The organism is Streptomyces sp. NPDC050636, assembly GCF_040654775.1.
Taxonomy (GTDB): Bacteria; Actinomycetota; Actinomycetes; order Streptomycetales; family Streptomycetaceae; genus Streptomyces.
Map to the genome: position 1 here is coordinate 46,247 of NZ_JBFAIP010000041.1, position 14,138 is coordinate 60,384.

Genomic DNA, 14,138 nt, shown 5'->3' on the forward strand with positions numbered 1-14,138 from the left:
AAGAAATGAACAGGGTCAAGCTTGTAGTCGCGGGAGTTGCGTTGGCTGTTGGCGCCACGGCCGTCACGGTAGGCACCGCGGCTGCGGCACCTGCCACCAAGAGCGAAACCACCGCGGTTGCTTTCCAGGAGGCGTCCACCAAGCCCGAGAACGTCGTTGGCGGTGACGGTCGCGTCGAGCCCCGTTGCGGCTGGGCCCAGTTCGCCAAGGGCGTGGCATCGGGCGTTGTGGGCAACGCGGTCTATGAAGGTGGAAAGAAGGTGTTCGGGCACGCCCCGAAGGCCCAGGAGAAGATGTTCCGGCGGGGTGGAATTCCTACCTCCTCGGAGGTCGGCGGGGCCGGCATGTCTCGCATTTTTGACTGACAGTAGAAAGACTGCTTGATCAGTCCTGTGAGGCGGGCACGTAAGCCGTGCCCGCCTCACAGCCTCGTCTGGAAGGCAAGTGGAACGGTGGAAGATTCGAATCTCGAAGGTGCGCCATTCGCGAAATGGAGCAGATCCAGGAGGCGTGCGCTACTGGCCACAGGCGCTGCCATCCCTTTTGTCTTGGCCTTTCATTTCGGCATGACAGCTCTTTATGAAATGCCGCTCAACCCGGTCAAAGAAAAGTATGGCGAGGAAATCACTTCCTATATGTTGCCGTACTTCGGCCAGGACTGGCATCTCTTTGCGCCGGACCCCATTGACAGGGATAATGGTGTACTTGTGCGGGCGAAAATGCGTCAGCCGGACGGATCGACAACCACCACGGAGTGGACCGATGTGACGTCACCGGTCCAGCAGAAACTCTATGGCGAGCGTTTCTGGCCTTCGAGAGAGTTCCGTGTTGCCGCCGGCGTGCCGCAGCTACTCGAATCCTGGCGCGACCCTGAACTCGAAAAAATGAGAAAGAAGAACCAGGGCACCGAAACTCCTGGGAAGGGGACACGGAGCGACAAGAAGGGGAGCGAAAATCCGCCCCTCAGTCAGAGCGAAAAAGACTCCCGCGACGAGGCCATACGATTCGCCCAGTCGTTCGCCAGCGCTCAAGCCAGCAAGCTGTGGGGGGCTGACGTCGAGTACGTGCAAGTGCGGATCGTATCCAATGAATTTCCCAGATTCTCGCAACGTTATGCGCGAGACGCCAAGGGTAAGGTTTCTTACTATGATCTGGCGTGGATGAAGCCGGTTAAGGTTGAAGGATGACGGAAAAAGAAATCCGAATCGACGCCGGTAACAATATTGCGTTGGTCAGCATGAAGGCGACGGCGTACTCCCTGCTTGAGAGATTCAGCGGAAGACGCAATGCGCTTATCGGAGCGGCTCTTACCAGAATCATCCTGGGCGCCATCGGCCTGTACTACTATCTTCGGGACTATTTTCACCGAAGCATTCTCTGGGGCCCGGACGGAGTATGGCCCTGGCAGAATTTCAGCGGACCGAACAATGACGTGTTCTCCGTGTACTCGCTCAGCAAGTCCGAGACGTGGTTCCAGCTGGTGTTTCATGCGGGCGCAGTGATCGCCCTGCTGTTCATGCTGGGGTGGAAGACCCGGGCGATGACGGTGCTGCACTACATCTTCCTGTGGTCCCTCCAACAGAGGAACCCCGTGCTTCTGGACGGCGGAGACAACGCAACCGTCATCGTCCTCATCTTCTTCGTATTTATCGATTCCGGTTCTCGCTTCTCGCTCGACGCCCGATTGCGCCGCCGGAAGCAATGGAAGCCTGACGTCGAATCAATGCGGTATCGGATCGGATCACTCCTCCATCATGCCGGCCTGCTGGCCGCCATTCTTCAGGTGTGTACGATTTACCTTGTTTCGGGAATGTACAAGGTTCAGGGCGAACGCTGGCAGAACGGAACCGCGCTCTACTATATCCTCCGCGTGGGCGAGTTCGGATGGCCAGGTGTCAATCACTTCGTCTACGAGCACGCCACCCTCGTGGTGGCGATGACATACGCGACCGTATTTTTCCAGCTTGCATTCTCGTTCCTCCTCCTGAAGCGCTCCCTGCGGCCTTTCGCCGTAACCTGCGGCGTTCTCCTGCACCTGGGAATAGCCGTTTACATGAGCGGACTCCTTACCTTCTCCTCGACCATGATTGCATTGGAATTGCTCATCATGGGAGACGAGCACTACCGCCGCCTTGCCTGCAAGGCGCAGAAGCTATTCAATAAGCGCCGCAGTCTCGAACCGGCGGCTCATGCCAGCTGAGGTAGGCATGGCGCACGGATCCAGGACGACTCGCGTGAGGCTGACGCATATATGGCGACACCAACGCCGCTGCCTCGTCCTGCTCTGCATCACAGTCGTGATCGTGGTCGCCTCCTGGATGTTCTTCCTACCGTGTCCGGCAACTCTCAGCAGCGCGACGACAGGGGACGTCGCGCTTGCCGATCAGGTTCGCGCGGCGGCGGGCGACACACGCGGATATCGCGGGCTCGCCGTAGCCGTGATCAATCACGACCGGATTCGTTTTGCAGGAATTGGTGAATCAGACAATCCCGAGCGACCCAGAGTCGACAAGTCCACAGTTTTTGAGGCCGGTTCGCTCGGCAAGCCGATGACGGGCATGCTTCTCGCTGAACTTTCCTCCCGGAACAGTCTGCAACTCGACATATCCCTGCAGAAGCTTTTGCCCGATAGGCGCTTCAGTGATCCGGCGCTGGGCTCGGCCACTCTCCGGGATCTGGCCAGCCACCGGGCCGGACTCGACCTGATGCCATCAAATCTCCATATGTTTGTGCGTGGCGTGGAGCTGCGAATCCTGGGCAGGGATCCCTACCGAGGGATATCCGAAGAGGACGTGCTTACTGCCGGACAGAATGCGTCTTCCGGTGGAACGGGGAGATTTCGGTACTCAAATCTTGGTATGGCGCTTGCCGGGCAGTCAGCCGCTCGCGTCGTGGGCAAGCCATATGAAGAGCTCTTGCAGCAGTACGTGATTGCGCCGTTGAAAATGCGAAACACTCGAACGGTGCGCTCCGAAATTTCCGTACCTCGTAACAGTGCGACGGGATATAGGTCCAATGGTGCTGTCATGCAGCACTGGCTGGCGTCAGGCTATTCGCCCGCCGGCGACGTCTGGTCGACAAGCGAAGACCTTGCGCGCCTATTGCTGGCCGAGCTCCGTGGCACGGCACCAGGTACCGAAGCAGTCGTGCCACGGTTCGACGCCGGTGGGGCCGGTCGGATCGGGCTGGGCTGGTACACGACCCGGGTGCAAGGTCGAGAGATCACGTGGCACGACGGCGATACAGGTGGATTCACCTCCTACATGGGTTTCGACAGGTCCAGCCGTCAGGGCGTAGTTGTCCTCTCCAACACCAATCAGCCTGTCGGCGCTATCGGGAAACGCTTGCTGGGTCTCACTCCCGAAAGGCCACACCCTGAGCACGACCTGACTCAAATAGCGCTGACAGTACTGTGCAGTGCAGGAGCGTCAGGTCCAGTTCTCTACGTAGCCTGGCGCAGATTTCCCAGGAAGATCTACCCTATATGTTTCGGCGCCGGCATCGCTTTTGGGGTAGTTCTCCTCATTCTCTTGAGGCGTATAGGTGACTGGCTCTCTGTACCGCCAATAGTGTGGGCTCTGGGTAGTGCGCTCCTTTCTGCTAGCTTCTTGTTTGGCATCCGCCGATGTCCCAAACCAGACCGCGATCAGCCGCCAAATATCAGAACTATTCTACTGGCAGCCCGGTACGGACTATCTCTTCTGTCGTTGCTCCTGCTCGTCATCTTGGCCGAGCTCTGAGGGAAAATGCGAGGCATCCATGAGCCGCACCGACGTAGCGGTTGTGGGCACAGGTCCCAACGGCCTGGCCGCCGCAGCCACATTGGCTCGCGCCGGACTCAGCGTTGAGCTATACGAGGCCGCAGAGGACATCGGCGGAGGACTGCGCAGCAAACCCCTTTTCGACAGCGATGTCGTCCATGACATCTGCGCAGCTGTGCACCCAATGGCTGCGGCTTCACGGTTCTTCCGTGAGTTCGACCTCGCTGCCCGCGGAGTGGAACTCCTGCACCCCGAGATCAGCTACGCCCATCCTCTGGACGGCAGTCCCGCCGGCCTCGCATTTCGCGGTCTGGATGCCACCTGCGAGCATCTCGGCCACGACGGGGCTCGCTGGCGGGCAACGATGGAGCCTCTGCTCCGTCACAGCTCCGGTGTCGTAGACCTGTTCCTCTCCGGCCAGCGCGGAATTCCCCGTGACCTCCTCGCTCCTTTCGTGCTGGCGCCGAGACTTCTTGCCCACGGAAGCCCTCTCGTCCCTGGGCTGTTCCGTACTGAGCGGGCGCGGTCGTTGCTCACCGGTGTCGCCGCGCATGCCGTTGGGAGATTGCCCAGCCTCGCCGCCGGTGCGGTCGCCCTGCTACTGGGACACCTCGCGCATGGCACGGGTTGGCCGATTCCGCGAGGCGGCAGTGTTCGTATCGCCCAGGCAATGGCGGACGACATCACGGCGCACGGCGGCAAGATTCACACCGGGCGACACATCACCGATCTCAGGGAACTCGACCACGCAGGAACGGTGTTGCTCGACACCAGCCCGAAGGGCTTCGTGCAGATCGCCGGTGCCAGGCTGCCCGTCCGCTACACCCGCCGCCTCGCGCGCTTCCGCTACGGGCCGGCCGCCGCCAAGGTGGACTTCCTGGTCTCCGACCCGATCCCCTGGGCTGACCCCGAGGTCAGCAAGGCGGGGACGGTACATCTCGGCGGCACGCAACGTGAAACCTTCCGCCAAGAAACCCTTACCTCAAGGGGCATTGCCACAGCCGAGCCCTTCGTGCTCGTGGTCGACCCCATGACAGTCGACTTCACACGAGGCTTGCCCGACAAGCGGCCGGTATGGGCGTACGCACACGTACCGAATGGGGACACGCGGGACCCGGTCGAGATCGTACGCAGCCGCATCGAGCGCTACGCCCCCGGCTTCACTGACACCATCCTCGCCCAACGGGGGATCTCTGCCTCTGCTTACGAGGCTTACAACCCGAACTACGTGGGAGGGGACATCGCATCCGGCGCCATGACACTAACCCAGAGCATCCTGCGCCCGGTGCCCCAGATCGACCCGTATCGCACCCCTCTGCCGGACGTGTATCTGTGCTCGGCATCCACGCCGCCCGGCCCCAGTGTTCACGGCATGTCCGGCTACCTCGCTGCTCTGTCGGTGCTGCGCCGTAAGTACGGGGTCCACACGCCCCCGTCCCTTGCGCCGAGCCAACGGCCGGCCTAAGTCGCGCCAGGAGGGGATTCCGCCAGCCCTCGGACGTGTGACGGATGGCCTTGAAGGTGCAACGCACCTTTGACAGGTGGCGATGTAAAGCTTACTTTCCATCCATGCGAAATGAGGTTCGCCGGCTGCGCGGCGCCCAGGATCTCTCCCAGCAAGCACTGGGTGCGGTGCTGGGGGTTTCCCGGCAGACGGTGAACGCCATCGAGCAGGGGCGCTACGACCCTTCGCTACCGCTGGCCATACGAATCGCCCGGCACTTCGGGCTCACCGTTGAGGAGATCTTCCATGTCGACGACGCGTAACTCCGGCCGCGCGATGACCCGGTGGGCCGTCTTGGGGCTGACCGTGGTCGGTGGCGTGGTGATGGGGGTGGTCATGGCAGTGCGTGGGGAGACCGCATTGGCCATCGCATTGCCGCTGATCATCATCGGGTATGGGCTGACTGTGACCCTGTCCGCGGGACGTAGTGACGTTGCTGCCCAGCTCAGCGGGCACGAGGAAGACGAGCGCCGCGGTGTGATCAATATGCGGGCGGGAGCGATGACCGGGAATGTGCTGATGCTCGCTCTCGTATGCGGAACCTTCTACGAGCTCGTTCGCGGTGAATTCGGAGGCACATTCACGTGGTTGAGCGCAGTCGGAGGCATCACGTATGTCGCTTCGTCGGTGACGTACACCCGAGCAGGACACAAGCTGACTGCCGATCCGGGCGAGTGACTGTCTTCCTGTCCGGCGCGGCTGCTGTCCCATACCGGCATGGCCAAAGCTGAGCAGATGGACGGACGGGTTCGTTGATGCGCAGACGCCGCGGCAGGGGCTCGACCTTGCCCTGCACACTCGAAGCCGCCATCCCGGCCCCGGCTGCGAGCGCTACGACTACGCACACGACGGCCGAGCGGGCAACCCTCAGCCGACTTCATCCCCGACGGGATCGTCGACCAGTTCTGCCTGCTCGGCCTGGTCCGGTTCGCGCTCTACCTGATGCGCGATCGCAGGGAGTGCACCCTCAAGGCGTGTGGGTCCGCGGTGCTCAGCTGTTCGGCTGAGCTGGCTTGGCCCAGTCAGCCGACCCGGCCTGCCTGCCGCAGAACACCAGGTTGACGAGCCTCTGCTGCACCTTCGGGAGCTCCTTTGCCGGGTCGAATGCGGCGTCCCCGCTGGTCACCGAGGCGGTCAGGGTCTTCCTGCCGTCAGGCGTGCTGTACATCAGGGACCCGTAGCCGTTGACGCCGCCGTTGTGGGTGACGATGGTGACGCCGCAGCTTGGCTGCGGAAAGGGAGACGGTGAGGTGCCGTCCTGCACGAACAACCCGAGGCTGTAGCCCATCTTCGGGTGCGGCTTGCTTGCGCATCTCAGCCAGCAGCGGGGCCGGGAGAAGGTGGAGGCCGCGCTCAAGCTCGCCCACCAGTTCAAGGAGGCCGCCCCGGACACCCCGGTCATCCTCGCCGTCCACGAGCTCAAGCGCCTGGCGCGCAACGCCGCCGAGCCGATGACGCTGTCCGCCGAACTCCAGGCCGGCGGCATCTAGCTCGTACTCCTCACCGGCCCGCTCACCGGCATCTATGACCCCAACGGCATGGGCGCCATGTTCTTCGCCGTCCTCGCGGTCGCTGGACAGATCGAGCGCAACTACATCCGGGAGAAGACCCTCGAAGGGCAGGTCAGCGCCGCGAAGAAGGGCAACCACGGCGGACGGCCCAAGGTCATCAACGACGACATGCTCACCTTCGCCCTCGCGCTCAAGGGCGCCCCCGTCCCCGAGATCGCCAAGAAGCTCACCATCGAGACCGGCAAGATCGCGGGCAAGTCCCCGTCGGTCGCCTCGCTGTACCGGGCACTCGCCGAAGCCGAATAGCCGCTACAAGATCGATCTCAGCGCCAACCACGGTTCCATTGATCCTACCGACGCCAATTGCATTGGATGCGAATAGGCGACACCTGTCCTGGATGCCGGGGCGAGGCTGAGGATGAGCCTTCCCACCAGCACAGTTGAGCCCTGCATCGTACGGAGCCACGGTAGCCGCCGAGGCTGGGCTGGTGCGTGGGCCTCACTCCATCGAGCGATTGAACTGCAAAGACGCCCCCGGGTCGCATCTGATGCGAAATTCTCGCGTCAGATGCGATAGACGGAGAGTGATCGTGGATGGCTGGGGACGGACTCGCGCCGGGGTCTGCTGGGCTGCACCTGGTAGACGGTCTTCCGCTGCTGCGGCCGGACGAGCAGGTCTTCGAGGCGATGTTGAAGGGTTGGCGCAACCAGCAGCTTGCCCGGAACCTGTCGCCGGGGTACGTGGATGACCAGGAGCGCACGGTCCGCTCGTTCACCCGGCACGCGGATGCGATGCCGTGGCAGTGGACGCCGCAGCACATCGACGAGTGGTCGGCCGATCTGCGAGCCGTGCACGGCTGTGTCCGCTCCACTCTGCGCAACTACCAGGGCTCCGTACGCCAGTTCTGCGACTTCCTGACCAACCCTGCCTACGGCTGGAGCGACGAGTGCCTGCGGCACTTCGGTACCCACCCGGTGCAGGTGGTCTACGACTGGAACGCGGCTGTGCACGCGGACGAGGCCGAGGGCGAGCCGGAGCGCCGGGCCTTCACCCGCCCCGAGCTGGAGGCGTTCTTCGACCACGCAGACGAGGAGGTCCTGAGCGTTCGCGGCCGAGGGCGCAAGGGCTGGCTGCCGGCCTTCCGGGATGCCGCCTTGTTCAAGGTCGCGTACGCCTACGGCCTGCGCCGCAACGAGACCCGGATGCTCGACCTCACCGACTTCGGCCGCAACCCGCAGGGGTGGGAGTTCGGCGAGTACGGCACATTGCTGGTCCGCTACGGCAAGGCCAAGAAGGGCTCGCCGCCCAAACGACGCAGCGTGCTGACCGTCTGGACCTGGACGCCCGGCACCGTCGAGGAGTGGATCAGCGAGGTGCGGCCCGGGATGCGGCACGCTACCGGCCCTGCCCTCTGGCCGTCCGAGCGCGGCCCGCGGGTCGGGCTGCAGCGCCTGGATTCCCGCTTCGCCGCCCACCGCGACGCCCTCGGCCTGGACTCCGCGCTGGAGTTCCACTCACTGCGCAGGTCCTACATCACCCACCTGATCGAGGACGGCCACGACCCGCTGTTTGTCCAGCAGCAGGTCGGCCACGATCACGCCTCCACCACCGCGATCTACACCTGCGTCTCCTCCGACTTCCGCACCCGCTCCCTGCGGCGCGTCCTGGACGCCACCATCGAGGCCGCCCTGCGGCCGGGAAGGACCTCGTGATGCCCCGCCAGATCAGCTACCGGTGGCGCCTGCGCGAGCTGATGGCCGCCCGCGGCATGTTCACCGTCGCCGAGCTCATGCCGCATCTGGCCGAGCGGGGCATCACGCTGTCCTCCTCCCAGGTCCACCGCCTGGTCTCCGGCACCCCCGAGCGGCTGTCCCTGCCGGTGCTGGCCACCCTCTGCGACATCCTCGACTGCACACCCGCCGATTTGATCACCACCTCGGCCCAGAACCTTCCGGCCCGCCGCGCGGCTGGCGAGGAGGCGCCGATCAACCTCGCCGCCCGCCGGCCCAAGCGCGTCCGGCTGACACCCGAGGCGTGAGCGATGACACCGGAGGAGTACGAGCGGTGGCACGTCCGTAACTGCGCACGCTGCGGCCGGCGGGCGGCGAAGTCAGCAGACTGGTCGGACGGCCCGATCTGCCGGACCTGCTACGAACGCGCGATGCGCGTCCGCGGCTGCTGCCCCGGCTGCGGAGCCGACCGGCTGCTGCCCGGACTGGACACTGGCACGCCGATCTGCCGAGACTGCGCGGGCATCACCCGGGACTTCTTCTGCGACCGCTGCGGCTTCGAGGGGCTCCTGCTCGGTAGGCGCCTCTGCGAGCGCTGCACCCTCACCGACTCCCTCGCCCGCTTCCTTGACGACGGCACCGGTCGTGTCGCCCCTCCACTGCACCCACTGAAGACCGCCCTGCTGGAGACGGATCGGCCCAAGAGTCGCCTGATCTGGCTCCGCAATCCCAACGTCGTCCGACTGCTACGCGGCCTGGCCGCCGGCACCATCCCGCTCACCCACGAGGGGCTGGACCAGGAAGCACCCTGGCGAACCGTCCACCACGTTCGCGACCTGCTCATGGACAGCGGTGTCCTCCCACGCATCGACCGTCAAATCCTGCTCTATCAGCGCTGGCTGACCGAACGGCTCGCCACCATCGATGACCCCGAGCACCACCGGCTTCTCCGGCACTTCACCACCTGGCACCAGATGCGCCGCCTGCGGGCCGCGGCGGAGAAGGGGCCGCTGGGACGCTCCCAGACCCACCAGGCCAAGCAGGAGACCACCCAGGCCGGCGCCTTCCTCACCTGGCTCGCCGACCGAGGCCGCACCGTCGAGCACTGCCAGCAGGCCGACCTCGACGCCTGGCACACCGAGAAGCCGGCCACCCGGCGCCCGGCCCAGACGTTCCTGCGCTGGTGCATGAGGACCGGCCGGATGCCCCGCCTCACCCTTCCACCCCAGGTCATCGCCCAGGATCAGGCGCCGCTGTACCAGCACCGCCGACTCGCCATGCTCCGGCGGACCCTCAACGACGACTCCCTGCCGCTGCGGAGCCGGGTCGTTGCGGCGTTCGTTCTCCTCTATGCTCAGCCCGTCAGCCGCATCGTTCGCCTCACCATCGACGACGTCACCGACGACGGCACCACCATCACCGTCAGCCTGGGACATCCACCGTCTCCGCTCCCGGAGCCCGTCACCGACCTGATGCGGGCCTACGTCCGCTCCCGCCAGGACCTGCCCTACGCCAGCTCCAGAAGCTCCCGATGGCTCTTCCCCGGCCGCCAACCGGGGCAGCCGATGAACCCAGGCAGCCTTCAGGCCCACCTACGCGAGATCGGTGTCCCGCCACAGCGCGGCAGGACCTCCGCGATCCGCCAACTCGTCCTCCAGGCCCCGGCCCCCGTCATCGCGAAGGCACTCGGCTACCACGAAAAGACCGCCACACGGCTTGTTACCGAAGCCGGCGGAACCTGGAGCCGATACGCCCCCGGCGACCACAGCCGGTGACAGGGCTTCCGTCACCCCGGAGGAACGCGCGACGCCTTAACATGCGCGCCTACCGGTTGGCCCCGAAACCCGTCGCGACCGCGTCACGGTGCTGCCACACTCGCGCCCATGACAGACGACAGCGCCAAGAGCCTCGACAGAGCCATCGGCACCCACGTCATCGCCATCACCTACGAACTGATGGACCGGGCGACGGAGGCGCTGTCGGCGCACGTATCGGCGGGCGACCTGAAGAAGCTGAAGCTGGCCGCGGGCGAGCATCTCGCGGCGATGCTGACGACCGCCTATCTCGGCATCGTGCCGGTCGCCATAGACGTCCACGGCGGCGTGGATCTCGTCTACCGCGTTGCGGACGCGGACAGCGACGCACTGTCGTCGCTGCTCGGTCGCAACGGTGTCGAGTTCGCCGACTTCGAGGTGAAGTCGATACCCGGTGACTTCCGCGAGCACGACGCAACGGCCTCGCGGGCACTGAAGCGAGGTGAAGAGCCAGGCACTCATTGGTCGACGTTCGTGTCAGCGAACGATGTCGTCGAGGCGGCCCAGTCGATGATCGCCAAGGCCGCGAAGCAGTTGCGGGATAAGTCCTCGCCCGACAGGGCGCGGGTGGTGTTCATCGTGTCCCACTTTTTCGACCGGCCCTACGTGGAATGTCTCGACTCGGTGATCGCACACACGTTGACTGCCCCGACGCTGCCAGACGAGGTCGACGCCATGTGGGTGTTCTTCGCGCCCTCGCACCTGGTGGTGTGGTCGGCTGTCGAGCAGCGCTGGACGGAGCTTCTTCTCGGCAGTTTTAAGGAGGACGGGACGGCCCCGGAGGTCGACTTCGGCATGGAGTTGCTACAGCACTACGAGGGGCTGTTCCTGGAGCGGGCGGGGATCGGCGGGCCCTCGCCCTTCTACTACGGTCTCAGGACTGGTGAGCACCCATCCGCGGTTGACGCTGAGTGACGGCGGCCCGCATCCGTCCGGAATACGCGACACCTCAACATGCGAGCTCACCAGTCCCGGGGCCGTAGAGCCCCGTGGGTTCAGGGAAACTGAAGCCTCTTCAGCAGGAACTCGCGGGTCGGTCCGTGTGCATCAGCCAGGTGTGTCCGTGGGTTCGGCGGGAACTTGAGGGTGGGCTGCGAGGCGGCGGGCTTCGGCCGTGACCTCAGCGTCGATCTGCGTAGCTGTTCTGTCGCCGTATTCGAGGGTGTCGTACTCGTCGTCGAGTTCGGCAATTCGTTCAGTCAAGGGCAGCTCGTGTCCGTAGCGCTGGTGAATCCGGAAGGCGAACTCCCGAGGTGTCAGCTCGCCGACGAGCATGCGACGTGCGAGCGCTCGGGCGGCGGCCTTTTGGCCGGCGTCGCTGGCGATCGGATAGAAGGTGAGGCCGAGTTCGTAGAGTGCTCCAGGGAGCAAGTCGTGCACGTCGTAGTCCGCCTCAGCACGTGTGCAGGCGGCCAACGTCCGGAGCTCAGGGCTGTCGAGTCCGGCGACGAGCGCATCACAGGCGGCACTGACGACATCGCCGGCCCGGATTTCTCCCATGCTCCAGAGGGCGGCATGGTCCTGTAGGGCGCTTGCTGCTGATTCGGTCGGCGTCACCCGCCCATGATTCCCTTCACGCTGCGTCCCGGTCGAGCAGATTTCGTCCTTGTGCCGCAGTTCCAGGAACAGGAAGTAGATGCTCGGGGCCTGCGAACGGTCCAGCCGAGAATTGCTGTGCGACTCACGCAGGACTCAGCCGATCCGATCCAGATGGCCGAAGTCCCCACGGATCGTGCCGTCCGCCTGCCCTGCCGATGCGAGGACGGACGAGGCCAGGACGTCGGTCTCGAACTGCTCCACTTCCTCCCCAGTCAAAGGTTCGTGGAACTCGCGCAGGTCGCCTCAGACAGCCAGCGCCATCGCAAGCCTCCTCACCTTCAGCCCGATCGTCGATTAGCCGGAAAGGCTGAGAACGCTTCGGGAATCCCGAAGTTGCGTCAGTCACCGGAAGACGCCTCGGAGGAGGATGAAGGCGCTGACCACGCAGGCGAGATCTCAAAACGGCTCAGAAGAACTCACGAGATGTCGCACATTCATGTTGGTCCTGAGTTTCACCTCGTCGGCGGGGATGGCGAGTGTCGGATTCGCCGGCGTGGTCGTCCCGCTGTCAGTCCTGCTGCGTTCGTTCCTCGATAGGGAACAGGATCGGGCTCAGCAGGTGGAGGCGGCGGTCGGGTGCGGGGGCGTTGTGCATCCTGGACGCGATGACGTTGCGCAACTCGCCGATGAGGTCGGCGAGTTCGTCCTGGTTGAGCCAGAGCGGTACCTGGCGGTAGCCCACCGAGTCGGCGGTGGGGTTGGCGTGATCCCGGTCGAGGTAAGCGTTGAATTCGGCGTGCAGTGCGGCCATGGCCGCGGTGAACCCGTGGCGGTGGTCTTCCAGTGACATCGACGCGGCCGCGTCGGCGTCGATCGTCGCCCGCTCGCGGCGCAGGCGGTAGTGGCGTTCGACGGCGCCGTGCACCCGTTGTTCGCCCACGATCTCCAGCAGTCCTGCCTCGGCCAGCAGGCCGACGTGCCGGTACAGGGTGGTCTTGGGAACGTCGGGCAGGCTCGCGCACAGGTCGGAGGTGGTGCGTGTGCGCCCGCCGGACATGGCGTGCACGATGCGCACTCGCACCGGATGCAGAAGCAGTTCAAGCATGTCCACCAGGCCACGATCCCACATCTGGTACCGTTCCCGAAATTGGGAACGCAGCGCCATCGATGGTGAGGGAGTCAGCGATGCAAGACCGACCGTCCGGGGTCCGCCCCGGTACGACGACCGAGGCAGCGCCGCCCCTGGGGCGGTACTACGAGGTGGGTGGCCGGCGGTTGCTGTTGCACTGCTCGGGCAGTGGCGGCCCATCGGTGGTGTTCCTGCCAGGGGGCGGCACGGCCGGCCTGGACTACTGGAACGTCCAGGAGCGGGCCGCCGAGCTCACCACGAGCGTGGTCTATGACCGGGCGGGCACGGGGTGGAGTGACCGGGTCGAGCTGCCGCGCACCTTGGCCGAGGTGACCGACGAGCTGCGCGAGCTGCTGCAGACCGCTGGTGTGCCCGCTCCCTACCTGCTGGTCGGCCATTCGCTCGGCGGCCTCTACGCGCGCCACTACGCGCAGCGGTTCCCGGACGAAGTGTCCGGCCTGCTCCTGCTGGACCCCGCGCACGAGGACTACAACGCCTACATGCCCCAGCAGCTGGTCGACCAGTGGGAGTCATGGGACCCCGACCAGGCACTGCCCGACGAGTTGCCCGACGAACTCATCCAGCTGTACCGCGGCCTGTTGGCACAGGAGATGGCCGACTGGCCGGAGGAGATCCGGGAGCCGCTCATCGAGCGCCACGTCAGCCCGGAATGGATGCGGGTCGGTATCCATGAGGCGAAGAACGTCGATCAGCTCTACGACGAGGTGCGTCACGCGGGGCCGATGCCCGACGTGCCGCTGATCGTCCTCACCACCATGGACATCGATGCCTTCAAGAAGGCGGTGTCGGGGAGTACATCCGAGTCGCTCCTACGCGAGGAGATCGACGGCAAGCGACGGCTCTACACGGCCTTTGCCGAATCAGTCCCAGGCGGAGAGAACCGCCTTGTCGACGACGCCGGACACGTCACCATCCACTGGCGCCGTCCCGACGCCGTGCTGCAAGCGATCCAGGACCTGCTCGGCAGGTGACGACCGAAGGGGCATCGCAACGTCAGTGATGGACGCGGTCATCAGGGGCGTGTGCTGATGTTGACGTCCTCGTACCCGGGGCCGCCCGGCTTGCCCGGCTCGCCCTTGCGTACGGAGCCGGCGGCGCGGGCGGCCGGGTGGTCGGCGCGGGCGGAGG

Annotated in this window: 17 protein-coding genes; 14 read left to right on the forward strand and 3 right to left on the reverse strand. The window is 65.0% G+C overall.

Annotation, left to right across the window (positions count from 1 at the left end):
- Positions 1-5: 5 nt before the first annotated feature.
- The 7 genes from AB0I10_RS25540 (at position 6) to AB0I10_RS25570 (ending at position 5,943) form a co-directional block, all read left to right on the forward strand.
- Positions 6-365: a hypothetical protein gene (locus AB0I10_RS25540; RefSeq protein ID WP_363154939.1), complete on the forward strand. Its 360-nt coding sequence runs from the start codon at positions 6-8 to the stop codon at positions 363-365.
- A 201-nt stretch (positions 366-566) separates the two neighbouring features.
- Complete coding sequence (locus AB0I10_RS25545; RefSeq protein WP_363154940.1) at positions 567-1,187, forward strand: DUF5819 family protein; 621 nt, start codon at positions 567-569, stop codon at positions 1,185-1,187.
- Complete coding sequence (locus AB0I10_RS25550; protein ID WP_363154941.1) at positions 1,184-2,200, forward strand: HTTM domain-containing protein; 1,017 nt, start codon at positions 1,184-1,186, stop codon at positions 2,198-2,200. Before AB0I10_RS25545 ends, AB0I10_RS25550 begins: the two co-directional genes overlap by 4 nt.
- A 97-nt stretch (positions 2,201-2,297) precedes the next feature.
- Positions 2,298-3,740 carry a serine hydrolase domain-containing protein gene (locus AB0I10_RS25555; RefSeq protein ID WP_363154942.1) on the forward strand — a complete coding sequence of 481 codons (1,443 nt, stop codon included), beginning with the start codon at positions 2,298-2,300 and terminating at the stop codon, positions 3,738-3,740.
- Between the two features lie 19 nt (positions 3,741-3,759).
- Positions 3,760-5,226: an NAD(P)/FAD-dependent oxidoreductase gene (locus AB0I10_RS25560; RefSeq protein WP_363154943.1), complete on the forward strand. Its 1,467-nt coding sequence runs from the start codon at positions 3,760-3,762 to the stop codon at positions 5,224-5,226.
- A gap of 104 nt (positions 5,227-5,330) precedes the next feature.
- Entirely contained in the window at positions 5,331-5,528 is a 198-nt protein-coding gene (locus AB0I10_RS25565; protein ID WP_363154944.1) for a helix-turn-helix transcriptional regulator, read from the forward strand.
- A complete protein-coding gene (locus tag AB0I10_RS25570; RefSeq protein WP_363154945.1) occupies positions 5,512-5,943 on the forward strand; it encodes a hypothetical protein in 432 nt (143 codons plus the stop codon). The genes AB0I10_RS25565 and AB0I10_RS25570 overlap by 17 nt, the downstream gene beginning before the upstream one ends.
- Before the next feature lie 313 nt (positions 5,944-6,256).
- Here AB0I10_RS25570 and AB0I10_RS25575 read toward each other — a convergent pair whose 3' ends face one another.
- A complete protein-coding gene (locus AB0I10_RS25575) occupies positions 6,257-6,553 on the reverse strand; it encodes a hypothetical protein (protein WP_363154946.1) in 297 nt (98 codons plus the stop codon).
- A gap of 13 nt (positions 6,554-6,566) precedes the next feature.
- Here AB0I10_RS25575 and AB0I10_RS25580 point away from each other — a divergent pair, with 13 nt between their 5' ends.
- The 6 genes from AB0I10_RS25580 (at position 6,567) to AB0I10_RS25605 (ending at position 11,236) form a co-directional block, all read left to right on the forward strand.
- Entirely contained in the window at positions 6,567-6,755 is a 189-nt protein-coding gene (locus AB0I10_RS25580) for a hypothetical protein (protein ID WP_363154947.1), read from the forward strand.
- Positions 6,756-6,803: 48 nt separating this feature from the next.
- Positions 6,804-7,082, forward strand: a complete 279-nt coding sequence (locus tag AB0I10_RS25585; RefSeq protein WP_363154948.1) for a hypothetical protein — start codon at positions 6,804-6,806, stop codon at positions 7,080-7,082.
- Between the two features lie 288 nt (positions 7,083-7,370).
- Positions 7,371-8,489: a site-specific integrase gene (locus tag AB0I10_RS25590; RefSeq protein WP_363154949.1), complete on the forward strand. Its 1,119-nt coding sequence runs from the start codon at positions 7,371-7,373 to the stop codon at positions 8,487-8,489.
- Positions 8,489-8,815 carry a helix-turn-helix transcriptional regulator gene (locus AB0I10_RS25595; protein WP_363154950.1) on the forward strand — a complete coding sequence of 109 codons (327 nt, stop codon included), beginning with the start codon at positions 8,489-8,491 and terminating at the stop codon, positions 8,813-8,815. The genes AB0I10_RS25590 and AB0I10_RS25595 overlap by 1 nt, the downstream gene beginning before the upstream one ends.
- A 3-nt stretch (positions 8,816-8,818) precedes the next feature.
- Positions 8,819-10,282, forward strand: coding sequence for a hypothetical protein (locus AB0I10_RS25600; protein WP_363154951.1), 1,464 nt, complete (start codon positions 8,819-8,821; stop codon positions 10,280-10,282).
- 108 nt (positions 10,283-10,390) lie between these two features.
- A complete protein-coding gene (locus AB0I10_RS25605) occupies positions 10,391-11,236 on the forward strand; it encodes a hypothetical protein (RefSeq protein WP_363154952.1) in 846 nt (281 codons plus the stop codon).
- A 132-nt stretch (positions 11,237-11,368) separates the two neighbouring features.
- On the opposite strand, the gene AB0I10_RS25610 is transcribed toward AB0I10_RS25605, so the two are convergent.
- Both AB0I10_RS25610 and AB0I10_RS25615 read right to left on the reverse strand, forming a co-directional pair.
- Entirely contained in the window at positions 11,369-11,878 is a 510-nt protein-coding gene (locus AB0I10_RS25610) for a hypothetical protein (RefSeq protein ID WP_363154953.1), read from the reverse strand.
- Positions 11,879-12,428: 550 nt separating this feature from the next.
- The gene (locus tag AB0I10_RS25615; protein ID WP_363154954.1) at positions 12,429-12,965 is read right to left on the reverse strand and encodes a helix-turn-helix domain-containing protein; all 537 of its coding nucleotides are present in this window, start codon (positions 12,963-12,965) and stop codon (positions 12,429-12,431) included.
- A gap of 80 nt (positions 12,966-13,045) precedes the next feature.
- Here AB0I10_RS25615 and AB0I10_RS25620 point away from each other — a divergent pair, with 80 nt between their 5' ends.
- Entirely contained in the window at positions 13,046-13,981 is a 936-nt protein-coding gene (locus AB0I10_RS25620; protein WP_363154955.1) for an alpha/beta hydrolase, read from the forward strand.
- Positions 13,982-14,138: the final 157 nt, after the last annotated feature.

What these genes read in the sequence shown, in the direction of transcription:
- AB0I10_RS25540 (WP_363154939.1), top strand. Translation starts at nt 6, where the DNA reads ATGAACAGGGTCAAGCTTGTAGTCGCGGGAGTTGCGTTGGCTGTTGGC.
- AB0I10_RS25545 (WP_363154940.1), top strand. Translation starts at nt 567, where the DNA reads ATGACAGCTCTTTATGAAATGCCGCTCAACCCGGTCAAAGAAAAGTAT.
- AB0I10_RS25550 (WP_363154941.1), top strand. Translation starts at nt 1,184, where the DNA reads ATGACGGAAAAAGAAATCCGAATCGACGCCGGTAACAATATTGCGTTG.
- AB0I10_RS25560 (WP_363154943.1), top strand. Translation starts at nt 3,760, where the DNA reads ATGAGCCGCACCGACGTAGCGGTTGTGGGCACAGGTCCCAACGGCCTG.
- AB0I10_RS25565 (WP_363154944.1), top strand. Translation starts at nt 5,331, where the DNA reads ATGCGAAATGAGGTTCGCCGGCTGCGCGGCGCCCAGGATCTCTCCCAG.
- AB0I10_RS25570 (WP_363154945.1), top strand. Translation starts at nt 5,512, where the DNA reads ATGTCGACGACGCGTAACTCCGGCCGCGCGATGACCCGGTGGGCCGTC.
- AB0I10_RS25575 (WP_363154946.1), bottom strand. Translation starts at nt 6,553, where the DNA reads ATGGGCTACAGCCTCGGGTTGTTCGTGCAGGACGGCACCTCACCGTCT.
- AB0I10_RS25585 (WP_363154948.1), top strand. Translation starts at nt 6,804, where the DNA reads ATGGGCGCCATGTTCTTCGCCGTCCTCGCGGTCGCTGGACAGATCGAG.
- AB0I10_RS25590 (WP_363154949.1), top strand. Translation starts at nt 7,371, where the DNA reads ATGGCTGGGGACGGACTCGCGCCGGGGTCTGCTGGGCTGCACCTGGTA.
- AB0I10_RS25595 (WP_363154950.1), top strand. Translation starts at nt 8,489, where the DNA reads ATGCCCCGCCAGATCAGCTACCGGTGGCGCCTGCGCGAGCTGATGGCC.
- AB0I10_RS25600 (WP_363154951.1), top strand. Translation starts at nt 8,819, where the DNA reads ATGACACCGGAGGAGTACGAGCGGTGGCACGTCCGTAACTGCGCACGC.
- AB0I10_RS25605 (WP_363154952.1), top strand. Translation starts at nt 10,391, where the DNA reads ATGACAGACGACAGCGCCAAGAGCCTCGACAGAGCCATCGGCACCCAC.
- AB0I10_RS25615 (WP_363154954.1), bottom strand. Translation starts at nt 12,965, where the DNA reads ATGCTTGAACTGCTTCTGCATCCGGTGCGAGTGCGCATCGTGCACGCC.
- AB0I10_RS25620 (WP_363154955.1), top strand. Translation starts at nt 13,046, where the DNA reads ATGCAAGACCGACCGTCCGGGGTCCGCCCCGGTACGACGACCGAGGCA.